This window comes from Tychonema sp. LEGE 07196, assembly GCF_963890365.1.
Classification (GTDB): domain Bacteria; phylum Cyanobacteriota; class Cyanobacteriia; order Cyanobacteriales; family Microcoleaceae; genus Microcoleus.
Genome location: NZ_CAWPRX010000009.1, coordinates 1 through 19,220, shown reverse-complemented (window position 1 = coordinate 19,220; position 19,220 = coordinate 1). Strand labels below are relative to the sequence as shown.

General features: G+C 45.7%; 14 protein-coding genes. 5 read left to right on the top strand and 9 right to left on the bottom strand.

Going from position 1 to position 19,220, the window contains the following annotated elements:
• Positions 1–5 precede the first annotated feature (5 nt).
• Positions 6–611, bottom strand: coding sequence for a DUF4276 family protein (locus AACV78_RS01065; protein WP_194010950.1), 606 nt, complete (start codon positions 609–611; stop codon positions 6–8).
• Positions 608–1,762, bottom strand: a complete 1,155-nt coding sequence (locus tag AACV78_RS01060) for an AAA family ATPase (protein WP_194010949.1) — start codon at positions 1,760–1,762, stop codon at positions 608–610. The genes AACV78_RS01065 and AACV78_RS01060 overlap by 4 nt, the downstream gene beginning before the upstream one ends.
• A 201-nt stretch (positions 1,763–1,963) precedes the next feature.
• On the opposite strand from AACV78_RS01060, the gene AACV78_RS01055 reads away from it, so the two are divergent.
• A complete protein-coding gene (locus AACV78_RS01055; RefSeq protein ID WP_194010948.1) occupies positions 1,964–2,719 on the top strand; it encodes a DUF561 domain-containing protein in 756 nt (251 codons plus the stop codon).
• Between the two features lie 131 nt (positions 2,720–2,850).
• On the opposite strand, the gene AACV78_RS01050 is transcribed toward AACV78_RS01055, so the two are convergent.
• On the bottom strand, positions 2,851–3,513 hold the full coding sequence (locus tag AACV78_RS01050; protein WP_194010947.1) for a hypothetical protein: 663 nt from the start codon (positions 3,511–3,513) through the stop codon (positions 2,851–2,853).
• A gap of 84 nt (positions 3,514–3,597) precedes the next feature.
• Here AACV78_RS01050 and AACV78_RS01045 point away from each other — a divergent pair, with 84 nt between their 5' ends.
• The 3 genes from AACV78_RS01045 (at position 3,598) to dprA (ending at position 6,371) form a co-directional block, all read left to right on the top strand.
• On the top strand, positions 3,598–4,248 hold the full coding sequence (locus AACV78_RS01045; protein ID WP_194010946.1) for a DUF2301 domain-containing membrane protein: 651 nt from the start codon (positions 3,598–3,600) through the stop codon (positions 4,246–4,248).
• Between the two features lie 180 nt (positions 4,249–4,428).
• Positions 4,429–5,097 (top strand): YdcF family protein, encoded by a 669-nt coding sequence (locus tag AACV78_RS01040; protein WP_194010945.1) that lies wholly within the window; start codon positions 4,429–4,431, stop codon positions 5,095–5,097.
• A 122-nt stretch (positions 5,098–5,219) separates the two neighbouring features.
• Positions 5,220–6,371, top strand: a complete 1,152-nt coding sequence (gene dprA, locus AACV78_RS01035) for a DNA-processing protein DprA (protein WP_194010944.1) — start codon at positions 5,220–5,222, stop codon at positions 6,369–6,371.
• A gap of 206 nt (positions 6,372–6,577) precedes the next feature.
• On the opposite strand, the gene AACV78_RS01030 is transcribed toward dprA, so the two are convergent.
• The 6 genes from AACV78_RS01030 to AACV78_RS01010 form a co-directional block, all read right to left on the bottom strand.
• Positions 6,578–14,032: a DUF4347 domain-containing protein gene (locus AACV78_RS01030; RefSeq protein WP_194010943.1), complete on the bottom strand. Its 7,455-nt coding sequence runs from the start codon at positions 14,030–14,032 to the stop codon at positions 6,578–6,580.
• Between the two features lie 451 nt (positions 14,033–14,483).
• Complete coding sequence (locus AACV78_RS28610; protein WP_445329574.1) at positions 14,484–14,594, bottom strand: hypothetical protein; 111 nt, start codon at positions 14,592–14,594, stop codon at positions 14,484–14,486.
• 154 nt (positions 14,595–14,748) lie between these two features.
• Positions 14,749–14,946, bottom strand: a complete 198-nt coding sequence (locus tag AACV78_RS01025; RefSeq protein ID WP_194010942.1) for a hypothetical protein — start codon at positions 14,944–14,946, stop codon at positions 14,749–14,751.
• Positions 14,947–15,054: 108 nt separating this feature from the next.
• The gene (locus tag AACV78_RS01020; RefSeq protein WP_194010941.1) at positions 15,055–15,933 is read right to left on the bottom strand and encodes a 3'(2'),5'-bisphosphate nucleotidase CysQ family protein; all 879 of its coding nucleotides are present in this window, start codon (positions 15,931–15,933) and stop codon (positions 15,055–15,057) included.
• Between the two features lie 109 nt (positions 15,934–16,042).
• A complete protein-coding gene (locus AACV78_RS01015) occupies positions 16,043–17,173 on the bottom strand; it encodes a cupin-like domain-containing protein (RefSeq protein WP_194010940.1) in 1,131 nt (376 codons plus the stop codon).
• A 224-nt stretch (positions 17,174–17,397) separates the two neighbouring features.
• The gene (locus AACV78_RS01010) at positions 17,398–18,261 is read right to left on the bottom strand and encodes a PfkB family carbohydrate kinase (RefSeq protein ID WP_194010939.1); all 864 of its coding nucleotides are present in this window, start codon (positions 18,259–18,261) and stop codon (positions 17,398–17,400) included.
• A 49-nt stretch (positions 18,262–18,310) separates the two neighbouring features.
• On the opposite strand from AACV78_RS01010, the gene rsmI reads away from it, so the two are divergent.
• Positions 18,311–19,174 carry a 16S rRNA (cytidine(1402)-2'-O)-methyltransferase gene (rsmI, locus tag AACV78_RS01005; protein ID WP_194010938.1) on the top strand — a complete coding sequence of 288 codons (864 nt, stop codon included), beginning with the start codon at positions 18,311–18,313 and terminating at the stop codon, positions 19,172–19,174.
• Positions 19,175–19,220 lie beyond the last annotated feature (46 nt).

Genomic DNA, 19,220 nt, shown 5'->3' with positions numbered 1-19,220 from the left:
ACCGCTCAAGGAATCAATTCGCCCCCACAAAGAGATAAAATAGTATTCAAAAAAGCCTTTAATTCAGGACAGACTACCGCAGCATCCATGAGATTTTGTCCGTCTAATATTCTTTTGGCATCCCGCGCTTTATCGTAGCTCCGACGTTTCCCCTGTTCAAATATTTCTTTAATCCGATAAGAAGGTGGATTATTGTGATTGACAAGTTCGGGAAAACCGCTAGGAACCGCTCTATTACCTCCTGATATTTGCTGAATTTTTGACCAAAAAGGTAACAGCCAAGCTTCAAAGTCATGGGAAGCTGCATGGGGATAAAATTTAGGATTGTCCCCCACCCATTGTTTCATTTGAGCCTTAGCATCCGCTGCATCTTTAAAATCTTTAGTGCCTGTATAAACATCTGTTAATGCAATTACAGCATCATAGGCATCTCTACCAGTCAATAAATTTTCCACAACGCGCCTGAGTTTTTCTTCTTTGTGAATGCGACCTTCACAAGATATAAGCTTTAATTTTGGCATCTGCTGTCCCAGGCGTGACTTAAGAAATTCTTGCAACTTAGCCTTAAATGCCATTTCCGTTGCTCCTTCAACCAAAATAGCAATTTTCACGGTCTGCCTCCAAAAATGTTCATTGCCCAAAGCTGATCCAAGCTATAATCTTCTAACCAGTGTTCTAAGTCTATAGAGTCAGCCCAAGTTAGAGTTGTAAGACCATCTTCAGCATCACAAACTAGCACCTCGTGAGGCTTTAGAAATCGAATAAGTCTATCAGAATGAGTTGCTACAATTAGTTGAGTTCTTTGAGAAGCTTCTCTCATGGCATTCGCTAACAGTTGTAATAACTCTGGATGTAAACTAACTTCCGGCTCATCAATCAGCGTGACAGCAGTCAAATCTCGGCTTTGCAGTAAGGTGATTAACCAGAGAAATCGCAGCGTTCCCTCGGATAGTTGGTGCATATAAAAAGGATGAGAAAAATTTCTATCCTTCCAAGTCATTGCTAAAGTTCCGGCTGCTACTGGCGGAAAACTCAACCTTTCAAAATCAGGAAAAGCCGCAGCTAGTGTATCTTGGATAATTTCAAATCGATTTGGATCTGTTTCTCGCAGGTAATAGAGGCATGAAACTAAATCTTCTCCCTTGGCACCGGGCAAAGTTGCAGGCCGCATAGATTGAGGTAAACGGATCGGACTTTGAGGGGAAAGATTTAACTCCCAAGCCTTATAAAAGCTACACGAAGCTAAGTGCTGCCTCAATGTTTCTGGTTCCCGATACATCTTAGGAACCTGAGCGAGTGAGCTTTCCAAAGGATTGTACTGCCAGTTTGGGCGTAGTAGTTTTTCATTCTCTGGACTGAAATATATTACATCTAAACCGCGAGATTCAATATACTTAAAAGGTTGAGAAGCATGGCGATTGCGCTGTTGAATTAGAGTTTCTGAACCAATTTCATAGAATTGACCTTTGGTTGTAATATTCAGAGAATAGTTGAGCGGTTCCTGATTCTCTATAGGCATAGATAAGGAGATTGAAACGCTATCAGCCCGGTCTAATGTTACCATCTGAGTTAGACCGCCCAATTCAGAAATTTTGGACTGTAACTGACCGTTGGCTGATGCTGCCAAAAGTGAGAATATTTCTAAAAAAGAACTTTTGCCAACACCGTTAGCACCAATCATCACAGTCAGGGGTCGCATTTCTACCTCTGCCGAAAACAAACGGCGAAACCCCTCGATCTTTAAGCTATCAAATGCGTTCATAACTTTTGCCCTTGAGCTTAGAGAATTGTAATATGCACAATATTATTCCAGAATCGCGCTTTTTTCCATATAAGTTGGGACTTGACCTACATTTGCATTCTTTTTGAAGGGTGTAATTAAAAATTCAGAATAAAAAATTAAAAATTGTTCTAATCCGTGTCAAAATGAGTCTAAGAAATTTTTTGAGTTGGAAAACTAACGATGAGTGTAAATTCTAAATTGCAGCGCGCATTTGAGCAAGGCCGCGCCTTGAAAATTATCAGCGGTTTAAATAATTTTGATGCAGCCAACGTTGCGGCTGTTGTCAAAGCAGCGGATCTCGGCGGTGCAACATTTGTCGATATTGCTGCCGATCGCGATTTGGTATTGATGGCAAAACAGTTGACAAATTTGCCAATTTGTGTATCGGCTGTGGAACCGCAAAAGTTTGTGGCTGCGGTAGAAGCTGGCGCTGATTTGATTGAAATTGGCAACTTTGATGCTTTCTACGCACAGGGCCGCCGCTTTGAAGCTTCTGAAGTTTTGGAGTTGACTCGCGAAACTCGATCGCTATTTGCGAACATCACGCTTTCTGTCACAGTTCCCCACATTTTGGCACTCGACAAACAAGTGCAGTTAGCAACAGAATTAGTCAAAGCTGGCGCTAATATCATTCAAACCGAAGGCGGCACTAGCGCCCAACCAATTCACGCCGGAACTTTAGGATTAATTGAAAAAGCAGCGCCTACTTTGGCCTCCGCCTTTGAAATTTCCCGCGCCGTACAAGTTCCCGTACTCTGCGCTTCGGGCATCTCCAGCGTCACCGCACCGCTTGCTATTGGAGCCGGTGCTGCGGGTATTGGTGTCGGTTCTGCTGTCAGCCAACTTAATAGCGAAGTGGCGATGATTGCTGCTGTTCGCAGTTTGGTGGAAGCTTTGGCAAAAGTAGAGCGATCGCACTTTGCTGCTTCAATTTAATTAAGAAGTTCGGCAACGAGTAATGTGCGGGATTTAATAGATAGAATTCCCGATTAACCATGACTCCTGCCGTCATCATTCATCAACAAGAGGGAAGAAGGAAGAAGATTTTTTTCCCATCTTCCCCGACTTTAATAGTTGATCCACCACACTGCATAATCTTCCAATAACTGATGGTTTGGGGAGATAACATCGACTGCTTTTAACTCTGACAAAAGCAAGATAAATCTTTTGCGATCGCCGACGCGCTGAACTCTGGTAAAAATGCCGTCTTCAGTAACCACAAAATCCTCAACTCGGTCAATTATGAAGTTATCAGTATAAGAAGGTTGAGTTTTTTTAAGCCTTGCATATTCTTTTTTGCTACCCAAACCCATTGTATACTCTTCTTCCCATTCAAACTCTTCTATACCCGTAACCTGGCAGGGACATTGGATATGTTGCTTGATGTATTCTAGATATTTAATTGAATTGTCGCGGGTAGAATTAATATTTTTAGTTCCTAAGATTTTTTTAATTTGGGTTTCAAATTTCTTGTCGTTAAATGGGTTATTTTCATCTAAATGGGCGAACACTTCTGGATTGAACCCCCCTGTCAATTCCGGTATTTCGGCAAGCAAGCGCTGCAAGTCGTTGAACGGTTTCGGTCTTCTGCCTGCTACAATGGTTTCATCAAGCTGGACTGGAGGAAGTTCTGATTCTGAAAGCAGAGGTTTGGTTTGATTTGGGCGATCGTCAAATTTAGACTTGTTAACTTTAGATTTGTTAAGTTGAGGTTTGTTAAATTTAGGCATCGCTCGGTTCCGCTGTACTGGTTTATCAATAAAGTATATCTTGGCAGAAGTACATTCGTGTCTGATAGATAGGAGGAAGCTGTGATGCAATTACTGAAATCGCCCGATGAATCGGAAGTCTATCAAGGGCAATTCGGCGAGTTTACGATTACTCAAAGCGATCGCACCGGAGTGCTGATCTACCGGGCCGGGTTGGGAGTGGCCGCGCTGTGTTTGGCGGTGGGCGCTACTCTGGTGTTGCAAAGCGGCGACAACCCAACAGCAATCCAAGCTTTAACGCCTGTTTTTGCGTGTTTCTGGATAGCTTTAGGCGTTAGTTTAGCAACTATTCACATTTACATGATTCCGCTGCACCGAACGTTACAGGCGTTTTGGGCGATCGGTGGCGCAGCAGCAGTATTTGTCGCCCTACAAAGCAGCGAACCTTTAGCTTTAACAGTGTACGAAAATCCAGCGACTTTGTGGGGAATTGGCTTTACTTTTGCGGCATTAAATGGCATTTATTTTAAAGAAGCTTTTTGCTTCAACCGCCTAGAAACTAAGTTTTTAACTCCGGGAGTTCCGCTGTTGATTTTAGGACATATTTTCGGTTTTCTGTCACCGGAGAACGAACAGTTGTTGCTGGGATTTTGGGCAATATTGTTCATCATTTTTGCAGTCCGCAAGTTCTTTCAACCGATGCCGCAGGACATCGGAGATAAGAGCGTTTTTGAGTACCTCAAACAAAAACAGTAGAGAAGATTGGCAGCGGATTCTGTAGCGGATTTAACGGATGTAATTTTGCACTCGAAAATTAGGTTTTTTGGCCTGATTTATATAAGCTTAGTTTGCGATCGCACTCTGAGGCTAGAAACCAAGTTTCTAGCCATTGGTGCGTAAATCCTCAAGAATTCTCTCGATCGAAATTTTGCCAGAATGCGAAAACCTCAAATCAAAATTAGTCTGATCCGCCGCCGAGAAATGTGGGCAATTACCTGGGAAGGTTGGGTAATTGCGATCGTGGGATTAATCATTGCAATGGTCTTAATTATCACAAATATTTATCCATTTTTTGCAGTAAATTCGCCGCTGAAATCAGATATATTGGTTGTCGAAGGGTGGTTGCCGGATTATGCGATCGAAAGTGCGATCGCCGAATTCAAAAAAGGTGAATACCGCCAATTAATTACTACGGGAATTCCAGTAAGTAAAGGCTACTATCTCGCTGAATATAAAAATTATGCCGAACTGACAGCAGCGACTTGTATAGCCCTAGGATTTGATAAGGACAAACTGGTAGCCGTACCCGCACCGAATGTCATGAAACACCGCACAGGCGCTTCTGCGATCGCCCTTCGAGATTGGCTGGCTGCATCGCCCCTAAAAGTAGACACAATTAATCTCTATTCCTTTGGCCCTCACGCCCGCAGAAGTTGGATGGTTTTTAAAGAAGTGCTGCATCCTGAAATTAAAGTCGGGATAATAGCTGCAGAACCGCAAGATTATAACCCGCAGGAATGGTGGAAATCGAGCGAAGGTTTTCGGACAGTAATTGGGGAAATCATAGCTTATATTTACGCCCGTTTTGTCGATTGGAAAGCTTAGCCATTATTTTTAACTCTTTCTCTTCTTCCCTTCGCGTTCTTTGCGCCTTTGCGGTTCGTTAAAAAAATCTATATCCCACCCAAAATGATAAAAACATTTTCAAATCAATTGAGGGCAAGTCGTTGCTAGAAGAACGCGGTTACTGGTTAGCATGGTCGCAGATTAGCGGTATCGGGCCAATTTTGTTGCAAAGATTGCACCAACATTTTCCTAGTTTGGCAGCAGCTTGGACGGCTAAGCCCGCAGATTTAATGCGAGTCGAAGGGTTTGGGAAACAGACAATAGAAACGGTTTTGCAAGAACGATCCAAACTCAATCCCCAAGAATTTATTGAACAACATCTTATTAAAAATCCCTGTTTTTGGACACCCGCCGATCCAGATTATCCCAGCTTGTTATTAGAGATTCCCAATCCGCCGCCGGTGCTGTACTATCGCGGTTTAGTTGACCTTAAGGAAAATTGCGGAATTACGCCGACGGTGGCAATTGTTGGGACTCGAAGTCCTTCGGAATACGGGCGGCGTTGGACTCGCAAATTGAGTGTGGCTTTGGCTACAAACGGGTTTACTGTGGTTTCGGGATTTGCTGCGGGAATTGATACGGAGGCTCATACAAGCTGTTTGGAGGCGGGTGGCCGGACTTTGGCTGTTTTTGGGACTGGGGTTGATGTTGTTTATCCTAGGCCGAATGAGCGGTTGTGCGATCGCCTGTTGCAGCAGGGATTGGCAATTAGCGAATATCCGGCGGGAACTCAACCGAATAAAACTAATTTTCCGCGCCGAAATCGGATAATTGCGGGCTTAAGTCGCGCTACAATTGTGATTGAAGCTCCGCACAAATCGGGTGCGTTAATTACTGCTTATCAAGCTAATGATTTTTGCCGGGATGTGTATGTTTTGACGGCAAGATTGGATGATGAGCGCTCTTTTGGTTGTTTGGAGTTGCTGAGTAAAGGTGCTCATCCAATTCTCCCGAATAGCGATCGGCTGTTAAGCGAAGACAGGTTGTTGGAAATGCTCGGAGCTATGCCAAAATTGGATAATGCCAAGCAGTTGTCGCTGTTTCCCCCAAATCCGACGGTTGAGAAGCGCACGCCGCCGTTGGAGCCGGAATTGGCTAAGGTGTTAAGTGCGATCGGCTCCGGGACAATTTCTTTTGACACAATTGTGGAAGCAGCGGGATTAGAAGCGGGAACAGTTTCTGGTATACTTTTGCAGTTGGAATTGTTGGGATTAGTTTCGCAGTTGCCGGGAATGCGTTATCAGCGCTGCTGATGTGGAAGTAATACGGTTTAGGCTAGGTCATTGGTGTCAACTTAAATCTAAAACCCTCTCGATCTCTCGTTTACCGCCGAGGCCAGATCCCCCTAAATCCCCCTTAAGAAGGGGGACTTTGAGAAGATTCTTGTCCCCCCCTTTTTAAGGGGGGTTAGGGGGGATCTGCCAGACTATTAAAACAAGTGATTGAATCCAACTCAATCTTAAATTAATCCGAAATTAGCAGCGCTAATACTGCTAGCAGAAACTCCGCTGAGAGAAGCTAAAATCTCCCCAGTTTGTGCCAAACGAATTAATGTTGAACCGCTATCTTGACTAATCGCCAACTGCGAGAAATCCAGCCCGCTACCCAATACTAACAAGTCTTGACCGAGTTCAAAATCTGCGATCGTATCAGTACCGGAATTCGCAGAAAGCAAGAACTTATCTACTCCCATTCCTCCCGTCAAAGTATCACTTCCAAAACCGCCAGTCAGCAAATCATCTCCCTTACCTCCGTAAAGTAGATCGTTGCCATCATCGCCGTTCAAAATGTCAGCGCCGCGATTGCCAAACAAGGCATCATCACCGCCACTTCCGAGCAAAGTATCGCTACCTTTGCCGCCGAAAACAGTGTCATTTCCGAGAGTTCCATCAATGGAATCATTGCCCCTCATGCCCATCAATACATTATCTGCGCTGTCGCCAATCAGGATATCGTCGCCATTTGTACCGAGAATTGCATTCGGGGAATTGCTGCCCAAATCTGCATCGCCGGTGAGAACGGGAGTCGCAAGGCCAACTGGTAAAACTACTGCTTGAATTCGGCTATCTAAAGCAGCACCGGTATTCTCAGTAACTACCAGGGAAATTGGTTTGTTTCCCGTACCAACTGCTTTGAAATCTTGAGTTGTCGGGCCCAAGGCTACTTGTTGGACGCGGGCAACTGATTCAGGAATTGATGTTGCTGTTGGGTTGGAAACAGCGCTATCAATGCGTTGATTGGCTGTTGCCATTACTGTCGCTGCTTGCGAGGTAATTTGGGTGATTTGTTGACTGTTGAAACTGGGGTCTATTTGCTGAATTTTTGCGGCTGCTTGCTGAATGATTGGTTCTAAGGCTGCTGCGTTGCTGAGGTTTAAGATTGTACTGGATTGAATTCGATCAGTAATTGAACTGACAACAGCTTTGACAATATCGGTATTGACTGCACTGGAAGCGCCGTCAATCAAAGCGCTGGTTTGGGTGATGAAGTTTTGGACTTTCACCATTGCGGATAAGACTTGGACTCCGCCTGGTAAATTTTGGTTGGTGGCTGCGATCGGATCTAAGCTAGTTAGGTCAACATCAGCGGGGAGTCCAAGGGCGGCTTTGACTAAAGATTGGGCTGATTCTGGTGCAGTTCCTTTGTCGGTTAAGTCGGCGACTAAGCTGGTTAGGAGGGTGACAACTGTGGAATCTGGCGGTGCGGTGACTGGTGTTTCTAGGGGTAAGCCGGTGGCGGTGTCAGTGCCTCCTATGGCTACTATATTGCCTTCTGATGGGTCGATTTCTCCGTTTTTGTTGGTGTCGAAAATCTCGAAGGGGATGTTGAGATCGAATTTACCGCCTGTATCGGTAATTGTGGATGGTTCGTTGGGATCGAGTATGCCATTTTTGTTAGCGTCGAGGAAGACAGTTGCACCGGAAATGTAACCGTCAATAACCCAGCGACCATCTTTTGTTGTCACCGTGAAAGTCTGTTCGCTACCAGGACCGTAATTGTCTGTAGCTATTAACTTCACCTTGAAGGGTTGCGAACCGCTTGGGGGAATTCCACTAAATGTGATGGTGTTGTCCCACGGGTTGGATTGAAATTGGAGCCAATTAGTGTTTGAGCCACTAGATGGTAAAGGAGTGCCGTCCTCTAGAGTTAACTGGTACCAAATCAGGTCGCCGTCGGGGTCAGTGTATACATCTTTGATGGCTTGGTTAAACTCGGTGTACCTCCCGCCTAAACGAATCTTCTCTTGTGGCGGGCTGTTTTCAATTCTAAAAGTGCCTCCTGGGGCAAAGAGCGAACCTGCCCAAGCAGTATCAATTGCTTGCACTCCCCAGTTATATTCCCCACGAGGCAAGTCTTTGAGTTGCCACTGCGTGTTTTGACTGACATTTCCCAAGCCTACTACTTGCCGAGTTCCGTCGTAGTCGCGAGACATTGGGGAAAGAATATCCTTGCCATCCGATCCCGTAACTCGCAGGTTGTAGCTTAAACCGAGTTCTGGAGTTTGATCGTCTTTTGCCCGGTTCCAGTTGAAGGTAACTTCTCGGCCAGAAACTTTAGCCGGTAGTAGTGCGGGTGGACTGGGAGGAGTGTTCGCGATCGCAGTGTTGTTGCGGAAGACTTTGGTAAAGAAGTCATTTTCGTATATAAACCCATTGGGGTTGTCTGCTGAAAAGCCCGTGAGCAGAATATCCAATTTACCATCTTTGTCGTAGTCTCCCCAAGCAGGCTGGGCATCCCAACTCTTACCAGGCTTTGCGCCACTGTCGATTTGTATGCCACTGTCGGTAAAGCCACTGCCCGTGTTTTTATAGATTTTGGTGACGCTTGTTGCTGGACTTGTAAAATCTGGTCGCTCCCAACCAGTGAGCAGGATATCCAATTTGCCGTTATTGTCGTAGTCTCCCCAAGCAGCTTTAGCGCTACTCAAACCAGGTATCTGTGCGCCTATGTCTTCAAAGCTTGCTGACCCATTGGTAATGGTTGTGTTGCGGTAGACTTTGGTGAAAAGCTGGGATGAACCGTCCGCGCCGTCGATCGCCCCCGTGAGCAAAATATCAAGTTTGCCGTCGTTGTCGTAGTCTCCCCAGGCCATATCATAAACATTGGCGCCAAAGCGAGGGAATTCTAAACCTAAACCAGGTAATGATACGGCAGTGTCTTGAAAAACGCCATCGCCCAAGTTGCGGTAGAGTTTGGCTTTTTGCCTTGATTGCACTGATTGAATCTGTTGTGACTCCCTTACCTTGATCAGAACATCGAGTTTGCCATCATTGTCGTAATCTGCCCAAACCCCAGGACTGGTAGCACCAGCTATTTCGCTAGTAGAAAATAGTGGTTCGCCAGTATCGAGACGTGCTTTGCTGTCTTGAAAGCGGTCTTGATACATAACAGGTTTTGTGTTGCGGTAGAGCGTGGTGGCGATCGGGTAGTCTGGGTATGAACCTTGTGTAGTGAGCAACAGATCGGGACGCCCATCATTGTTGTAATCTGCCCAACTCGATAGAACAATTGCAGAGGAGAGGTTGTCAAGCAGAACTGCATCTGGGGTAAAGTTCACCCCACCGTTGCGGTTACTGTTGCTGTAGGTTTGGTACTTAAAAATGTTGCTGCCATTGTTTTCGAGTCCCGTAGAATCCAGCCTGCCGTCATTGTTGTAATCTGCCCAGGCTGGACCATAACCTGAAGCTGTTTGATTCCATTCGCTAAAGCCATATCCGCCCAAGTTTTGACCGTTGTTGTCGTAGGTTCCTTTATTGTCGTAGATTCTTCTGTTTCCAAGGATATCCAGTGTACCGTCATTGTTGTAGTCTCCCCAGATGGCTGCAGACCCAGCAGATATCGGAGCATTTGTGTCAACAAACAGTGAGTCAGCATCAAAAATTTGCAAGGTGGCGGTGCTTTGACCGCTAATAGTGGCATTATCCCGAGCGGCGATCCGAAACTCGATTTTTTCTGTTCCCTCAATTTGACCATCCGATGAGATGAAAATTGTGAAAGTTTTGGTAGTTTCGCCTGAGTTAAAGATGATTTCACGAGAGGAATTGGGGGCAAAGTACCAATCTGTTCCCAAAGTAGCTGAACCAGTAGGAGGTTCTAGATTCACCTTGGAAATGCTGTTTTGATTGTTTAGATTTACATCACGATTAAGAGTAATTTCTGCCTGAACAAATCCTGTACGACTTTCACTAACTTTGTAAGTAGCTTGGGAAAAATATACCGTGGGGGGAGCAGTTTGAATCCGATCGCCAGTTCCGTTACCTAGCGGCAGATTAATCGATAGGGGTCGATCGTTACGTTTCCCAGAGTCGTCAAATATCCGAGATATCGGCGTCGGAGTCGGCGTCGGTGTCGGAGTCGGAGTGACAGATGTTGTCGGAGTTGGAGTCGGAGTGACCGATGTCGTCGGAGTCGGAGTCGGAGTGACCGATGTCGTCGGAGTTGGAGTCGGAGTGACAGATGTCGTCGGAGTTGGAGTCGGAGTGACAGATGTCGTCGGAGTTGGAGTCGGAGTGACAGATGTCGTCGGAGTTGGAGTCGGAGTGACAGATGTCGTCGGAGTCGGAGTCGGCGTTGGAGTCGGCGGCGGCGGTGGTGCTACATCGTTATCGGTAATCGCCACTGTCACCCCTGGAACCACAACCACATTATACTTAGCATCAGTGCTGCTCGCACTGTGAGTAATTTTGCCACTGTGTGAACCTTCCACAACCGCATCGTCAATAGCTATCACAGTAACGGGTTGAGCGACATTCCAATTATTGGGAGTGAAAGTGATAGGGGCGATCGGCTGAATCTGGTTATCTGTTGTGAGAGTGAGAGTTACAGGGGATCTCGGCTGCGATTTCAGTGCTAAAGTGTACGTACCGTTTGCACCGCCCTCGGTAGCAGTTGTTTCGGCAACACTAACAGAAACACCAACCGTATCATTGTCCTGATTGGTAATACCAACATCCGCTACCTCTCGGTTGCTGTAATTCGCATCTGTACTAACAGCAGCAGCCGTGACAATTTTGTACTCAATATCGCCGTCAGCAATACTGTCATTAATTCCAGTTACTGTAACCGGTTGCGGCACATTCCAGCTAGCCGGAGTGAAAGTTATACTGTTAGTTGAAACTGTTCCTTCCGCAACATTATCACTGTTCAAACCGATAGTAACATCAGCAGTCGGCTGAGTATTCAAAACCACAGTAAAGTCAGCCTTAGTGCCATCTTCTCCTGTAGTCAAGCCCGCCGTCGGATTCACCGTAATTCCCGGAGTTTCATTGTCACTGTTAGTGACGGCGACATCATCAGGATCGAGGTTATTGTAATTAGCATCGGTACTGACAGCAGCAGCCGTGACTATTTTGTAAGGTTGAGGGCCATCAGCTACTAAATCGTCAACACCACTCACCGTGATTGTTTGCGGTTGATTGTAGTTAGCGGGGGTGAAAGTTAAGCTATTAGTTGAAACTGTTCCTTCGGCAACATTGGAACTGCTCAAACCGAAAGTAACATCAGCACTCGGTTGAGAGTTGAGTTTGACAGTGAAGGTAGCAGTGCCGCCGACTTCACTTGTAGTTAATGCTGTTGGGTTAATAGTAAAGCCAGCGGTATCATCATTAGTAATAGTTGTGGTAGCCGTAGCAGTGGTAATTGTCGGTGTTACGCCTGGGCTGGTGGGATTGGACAGGGCGACGGCAATGGTTTCGTCTGGTTCAACTAGGGTGTCGCCTAATACATCGAGAGTAATGGTTTTGGATGTTTCACCAGCCGCAAAATTAATTGTGCCAGTAGCAGTAGTTGCCCCTGAAGTGCCGCCGATGTTGTTATAATCGCTGACGTTTGTAGCTGTTCCGGCGATCGCATAATTGACACTACTTGCCCCGCCTGTGTTGCCGCTGCGAGTCGCAGTGAAAGTCAGAGGTTTTGTGCCGCTATTACCTTCAGGAATGCTGGCAATACCGGCGGCAATGGCATAAGAAACAGTACCGTTGGCTGCAATAGTTAATGTTGTTTGTTTTGTTGTACCTGCAACGCCTCCGGTGATTGTGCCAAAGTTGAGAATTGCGGTTTCGGCGTTTTCAGGGAGATTGTCGGGTTTGATAGTAACTGCAACATTCTGGGTGAGTGCGGCACCTGTTGCACCTGCGGGGAATGTAATTGAGGTAGGTGAAATGGTGTAGTCTGAATTTTGGGTAGCTGTGCTGCTGGGGTCGATCGCAATTGGCACAGTTACATCGCTCAAGGGAGTGCCGCCACTGATGGTGACGGGAATCTCAACTGCGGTGTCTGTGGTTCCTTCTGTACCGCTGTATGTTGCAGTACCAAAATTAACTGTATTAGGTGTATTTAGCAGCACCGAAACGTTATCAGAACCGTTATTTGTTACTGCCAAATCCGGGAGAGTGTCAGCATTAAAGTCGTCGGCAATAATGGAATATGGATCTGTGCCTGCAGCAAAGTTAATGGGTGCACTAAAACCGCCAGTACCGTTACCAACTAAAATTGATGCGCCGCTGCTGCTTCTTACTGCTAAGTCAAGTTTGCCGTCTCCGCTAAAGTCATTCGCAACAATGCCTTGCAGCCCTGTCCCCGCGCTAAACTCAGTGGCCGCACCAAAGCCACCAGTGCCATTTCCTAATAGAATTGAGACATTGTTGGAACCGTTGTTAGCTGTGGCTAAGTCGAGGAGATTGTCTCCGTTAAAATCCCCAGTGGCGATCGAATTTGGATTTGTCCCTGCTGCAACATTAGTAGGTGCACCAAATCCGCCGGTGCCATTCGCTAAAAAAACAGAAATGGTGTTAGATAAACTGTTCGGCACAGCTAAATCGGAAAAAGTATCTCCGTTAAAGTCCCCCACTGTCATGAAAGCGGGAATTGACTGCCCGCTCAAGTTAGTGTTGAAATTCAATGCCCCGCTGCCACTGCTATTTGCCAGCAAAATTGTGACAGTGCCAGAGGGACTGCCAGGGCTTGAATTGACTACTGCTAAGTCTGAAAAGTTGTCGCCGTTAAACTTCCCAACTGCAACCGAGATAGGAGATACTCCTGTAGGATATGGAGTGGGGCTGCCAAAACCGCCCGTACCATTTCCTAAGAAAACGAAAAGGGCGCCACCAGTGCCGCTACCAACTACTGCCAAGTCGGGGAAATTATCATTGTTAAAATTGCCGATCGCGATCGATTGGGGACGTGACACCGCCAAGGTAGGAATAGGCGCGGGATTAAAGCCACCGATGCCATTTCCTAACAGGATAGAAACATTATTAGATCCTTGGTTTGCTACAGCTAAATCGGGTTTGCCATCGAGGTCAAAATCCCCAGTAGCAATACCGTAGGGATTTGTCCCCGCACCAAAATTGGTAGCCGCACCAAAACTATTCAAAACGTACTCGTAACCTGCCAATACTTCGGCTGCAAATATTAGCGGTGTTTTGATTTCTCCGCTGCTGATTTCCAGTTCCCAGTCGCCACCCTTTGCAGCACTTCCGGTGAGGTTTTGGGAAGCTGCAACACTAGCGCCCGTTAACTCACTCAAGCGTTTGACAAATGCTTTACCTGTCTCGCCTGCCGCTACGGAGCACCCGTAGAGTAGGATATTAGGTCGATTTTGACCGATCGACTCAGTGGGTGGCGCAAACCACTTCTGTAGAGAATCCCGATCGCCCTCAATATCATCTAAACTCAAGCTACCGTCGCCCAATTGCAGGCTACCGGGAACACCGTGAGAAACTATGTGAATGCTGTCAATATTGGTTCGATCGCGTAAAACTTCAGTAATTTGGGCGATCGCATCTTGATTCCCATCCAAAACTACTACTTCCGTACCCGGTTTTACTCCGGCAATCAAACTTTGATAATTTGGTACTTGAGTGTCGATAAAGGCGATCGCACTTACTGAAACTCGATTATTTAAATTTGGCATAATACACCTGACTCGGGTAAAAAAGACAACAATTCCCCGGTTTCGCGACTTGCATCCGAAACTCTTTTTGAAGCTTGTAGCAACCATAACAGTTGTTTCAGAGAAAATATATAAACTTTTCTCCATAAAAACACTTAGTTATTAAACTTTTGATAAAGATACAAAAATTAATTAAGTAATATTGCGTAATATCCAGTACGAAGTTGATAATTCAACACAAAATCAATGAGTTGCCAGTGTAATTATATTTAAGTATTAATATCGTCTTTTTGATAGATATGTGCGATCGGGTTACTGATACTTTTAGTTGCGTGGGGGCGGGTTTACGAGATTATGAGTTTTAGGCAATTATTGTTGGTGAACCCTTCGGCCACGATCGGGACATCGCCCGCCCAACCAGTTTTTTGATACAATCTTTAAGGGCGATATGAAATGCACAAGATTGGGTGCTTTATTTCTGAGCTAAAATTGCATCATAATCGCCATGAGTCCCTATCCAAAACCATACAATACCTTCAGGTTTCTCAACTCCCAAGGCTCGGTAATTATCGCCTACTCGCACCGATTGCAATTGCTTTCGACTGCCAACTTTTTTTAAATGCAGTGAAGGATGATACGGAGCGACTTTTAGTAATTGTAATTTTTATCAGCTAAGGCTTGTATTTCTTTAGGTAGCTGCTGATAGCAGTGCCAAAAACGCGGTAAAGTCAGATGCTTCATAACACTTTAGCCAATCCAGCTTCATACTCTGCATCAACTTCATCAAGTAGCGCATCCAACCGCCCATCCCCCAAATCCTCTTCAATTTGCCGGTCCCAAACTTGTTGGCGATACTCTATCAGCCAAGTAGTTAACTCCGATAGTTCCTTAACAGACAAATTCATAATTGCTGTTTCAAGTTCTTTGACGCTCATACATTTTGCCACATCATTGATATTATTAATATAACCAATTATTTAAGGGCGATTCCCTACGGGATAGCTAAGTGCTATCGCACAGGCTTCGCCAACGCACGCGCGCACTTATTTCAAACCCGAATCTATCTCCCCTAAAACCCTCTCAGCATCCCCGCACAAAGCATCGTGACAGCAACCGTTACTCGCCAACAATCCCCCCCACTGACTCACATCTCCCCGGTTGTACTGCAAAGCAGAACCATCAAAACGAGTAAATCGACCGCCCGCTTCCGTCAAAATTAATTCCGGTGCCGCTAAATCCCAATCCTTCGGCGCAGACTTACCAGAAAGAGCAATATAAACATCAGCTTTTTGTTCCACAATTGTCGCAATTTTGCAGCCGATACTTCCCACAGATAGTTGATTTTGACAAGGGAGCTTTTGTAACAATTGATTAAAGCGATCGCCCCGGTGACTGCGGCTGGTTACTATAGATAAATCCGCCAGTATATTTCGCCCTGAAACCTGCAATTTGACCGCAGAACCGTCCCGACTTTCCACAAAAGCACCCGCATCGCGAATAGCGTAATAAATTTTTTGCTGTTCGGGCCAAGCCACAACTGCCAAAACTGGTCTTCCTTCAAACGCTAAAGCAATGTGAACGGCAAATTCCCCCGTCTTGTCAATAAAATCGCGCGTTCCATCCAAAGGGTCAATAATCCAAACCCAAGATTGAGGTAAAGGAACTTTGCCGTAACTATCTAAATAAGACTTGTAAGTTTCTTCGCTGAGATAGCCAAATTCTGCATTCCCTAAAACAGACTGCAATTCATCTAAAATGTAAGAATTAACAGCGACATCGGCCGCAGTAACTGGGCCGTCTTTTTTCTCTTGAATGTCCAGGTTTGGAGTCTGGGAATCGGGGCGATAGTAAGATTGCAAAATATCTGTCGCCCCCCAAGCCGCCGCCCGCGCAATTTCGCTTAATTCTTCAAAATTTTTCATTTTTTAAACCGTAGATGAACGCTGATAAACGCAGCAAGTTGTCAACTGACAACTAAGAGGACGGGCACGGGGGCACTGCCCCTACCAACTGACAACTGACAACTGACAACTACCAATTAATATGAGGATATTTCCATTCATAATAATTGGGAAACACAAAATTAGTAAACGACACCGAAATACTCACCTCTAGCGATTTTACATGATGCCACCAACCCACAGGAATAAATATAACTTCTCCCGGTTCCAAAATTACCTCAATAATTTTCGCATCTCTGTAAAGCGGATATTTGTCATAGTCGGGATTCTCGCCGTCAACCTTGCTAAAAACTCCGACATGATTGTAAAGCAGAGGTGTTTGCTGCGGAGAAATCAATTTAATCAGCTTGCGTCCCGATACCTGTGCTAAAACTAAGTTAACTGGGTCGTGATGCAGCGGCGTAATTGTACCCTTCGGGCCGAACCAAAAGAAAACTCTGCCTTTTGTATCGCCGGGATTGAGGTATTCTGGGAAAATCTCAAAGTCGTTAAATAGCGATTTAAATTCTTCTCTTTCCAGAGTTTGATTGTTAGCAACCATGTAGCAGTCGTTGCTAGGCCCACCGTTGACGACCATATCTACATACTCGCGGAAGAAAACGATTTTTTTGTGGTTGTGTACCTTGATTTCGTAATCCGGGTCTGAGTTGCGGTTGGCTTGAATTTCTACCTCTGCATCTCCATATTTTTGCTGCAAATACTCCGGTGTCCACAACTGCAATGCTTTCCAGTTGTGCATGATGTTGGTAATAATTACGGGAGTATTTTTAGCGTAGTAATTTTCTAGGAAATACTCTCTGGAAAGGCTGCTTTTGCGTTCGATTGTGCCAAACTTGGAAGAGAGTGCGGCTAATTGATTGTTGATGTTGAGTTGCGATTCCAGTTTCTGCAATAGCTGTACGTAATGGCTACCTGCTTGGAAGTAGGGATGAGATGATATTTCGGTAACTTCTGCAGTTGCTGTTTCGGCATCTATGCCGGTATTTACGAGGGCTTGAATGATTTCTGCATCTGGTAGATTTAATAATTTGTTGGCCGCTACCCACTGTTTCAAGTTGTCTGGGACTTCTGGTTTGCTTGGCGCTGCTGCGAGTAGGTTTGGTAAGTTTTGCGTCAGCCATTCTAGATTAACCTGTTGTTGTTCGGTTAGGGTAATCCGCAAGGGGGGAAGTGTGATGCTTAAAGGTTGAGTTTCAGCCATGATTTGAGTGTTTTGTTGTGGGGTAGTTTTGTTTTGCTTGCAGGTGTTTTACTAATATAGCAATCTTGTTTGATTTGTGGATTTTTTGGGCGAACCGCGAAGACGCAAAGGGCGCGAAGGAAGAAAGGAGAGGGTTGATATGATTATTTTAGCTTAACAAGTGTTGTCTGTTTCTGTTTTCTGGGTGCGATCGCTTTTTTCCGGATATTTGGGTTATTTTAAAGTTAAGGTTGAATGTTTTTTATCCATTGACGGGTTCCGAAAGTTTTGCAGGAATTGGAAGCTATTTTGGCGGCTGCCGTGAGGGCATTTGTAAAGTTGTCTTGTAAAATATAGTGACAGAAAGCGCCGTGAAAAATGTCGCCTGCGCCTAACGTGTCTGCAGCTTGGATTTGAGGCACTTCTAAACTGCCGAAACTGCCTTTACTGAGGTATTTAATCGGTTTTTCGCCGCGCGTGATGGCAATGTGGGGAATTCCGGCTGCTGAGAGGTAAGCAAAGACTTGTTGGGAATTTTTGCAGTCTGGCGGATGAAAGTTATCGGAACATACGGCCCATTTAACGAAGGGTAAGATTTCTGCTAATCCGGGTTTCCAACTGCCGCCATCGAGGACGATGGGAATGTTTTTTGATTGGGCGAGTTTAGCGATTTCTTGGCTGGCTGGAATTTGGTGTCCGTCAAACAGTATGATATTAACTGATGTTAAAATGTCCTGGTTAATTGTTTGACTGTCAACTTGCGATTTCGTAGCATTGATGGAAATTACCGATCGATCGCCCGTTGCTTCAGTTACAATAATCGAAGAAACTGGTGGAGAGTGCGAGATCCCTGGTTGCAAATCGATTATCCTAATATCATACTCCGCTAAGTCTGCACGGATCAATTGGGCGATCGCGCCAGTGCCCAAAACGCCAGCCCATAACGCCGCATTCCCCAAATAGCTAAAAGTCACCGCAGCATTCGCCGCCGGCCCGCCCGCAGCAATGGTACAATCAGCAGCAACAACCTTCTGATTTTCCCCCGGAGGAGATTCAGCCAAATAAACTAAATCTAAAGTCGCCAATCCCAAAAATAATCCGGTTTTCATATCTGCGTTAATCCGCGTTCATCTGCGGTTAAAAAATCCCACTCTTAAAATGCAGCCAAATCCTAACACAGGAACACTTTACATTGTCGGAACCCCAATCGGCAACCTCGAAGACATGACATATCGCGCTATCCGAATTTTGCAAGCAGCAGACTTCATCGCAGCCGAAGATACCCGCCACACAGGCAAACTTTTGCACCACTTTCAAATCAAAACCCCCCAAATCAGCTATCACGAACACAACCAACAGCAGCGACTCCCCGAATTAATCGACAAACTGCAGTTAGGGAACAGTATCGCCCTCGTCACCGATGCTGGAATGCCGGGAATTTCAGACCCCGGATACGAGTTAGTCAAAGCTTGCGCCGATGCTAATATTAACATTATTCCGATTCCCGGCCCGACTGCCTGCATTGTTGGAATAGCTGCATCAGGATTACCCACCGAGAGATTTGTATTTGAAGGTTTCTTACCAGCCAAAGGTCAAGAACGCCAACAGAGTTTAGAAGCTTTGCAAATAGAATCCCGCACTATAATATTATACGAATCTCCCCACCGGTTGCGGCAAACTTTACAAGATTTAGCAAATACCTTGGGAACCGACAGACAGATTGTGCTGGCCAGGGAATTGACAAAAATGCACGAAGAGTTTTGGCGTGGTAGTATCGAAAGTGCGATCGAACTTTACACCGCACGCGAACCCCAAGGAGAATTTACCCTCGTAATTGGCGGCCTGCAAACAGACGCACCAATTTTCTCCGAAGACGCCATCAAAGCCGAATTACAAACATTAATAGCAGAAGGCATCAGCCGTTCCCAAGCCAGCCGCCAACTCGCCCAACAAACATCCCTCCCCCGCCGCCAAATCTATCAACTCGCCCTCACAATTGGCGACAGCGAATCACTAGAATAACCCTCCTTTCTTCTCCCACTCTCCCCCTCTCCCCGTCTCCCACCTG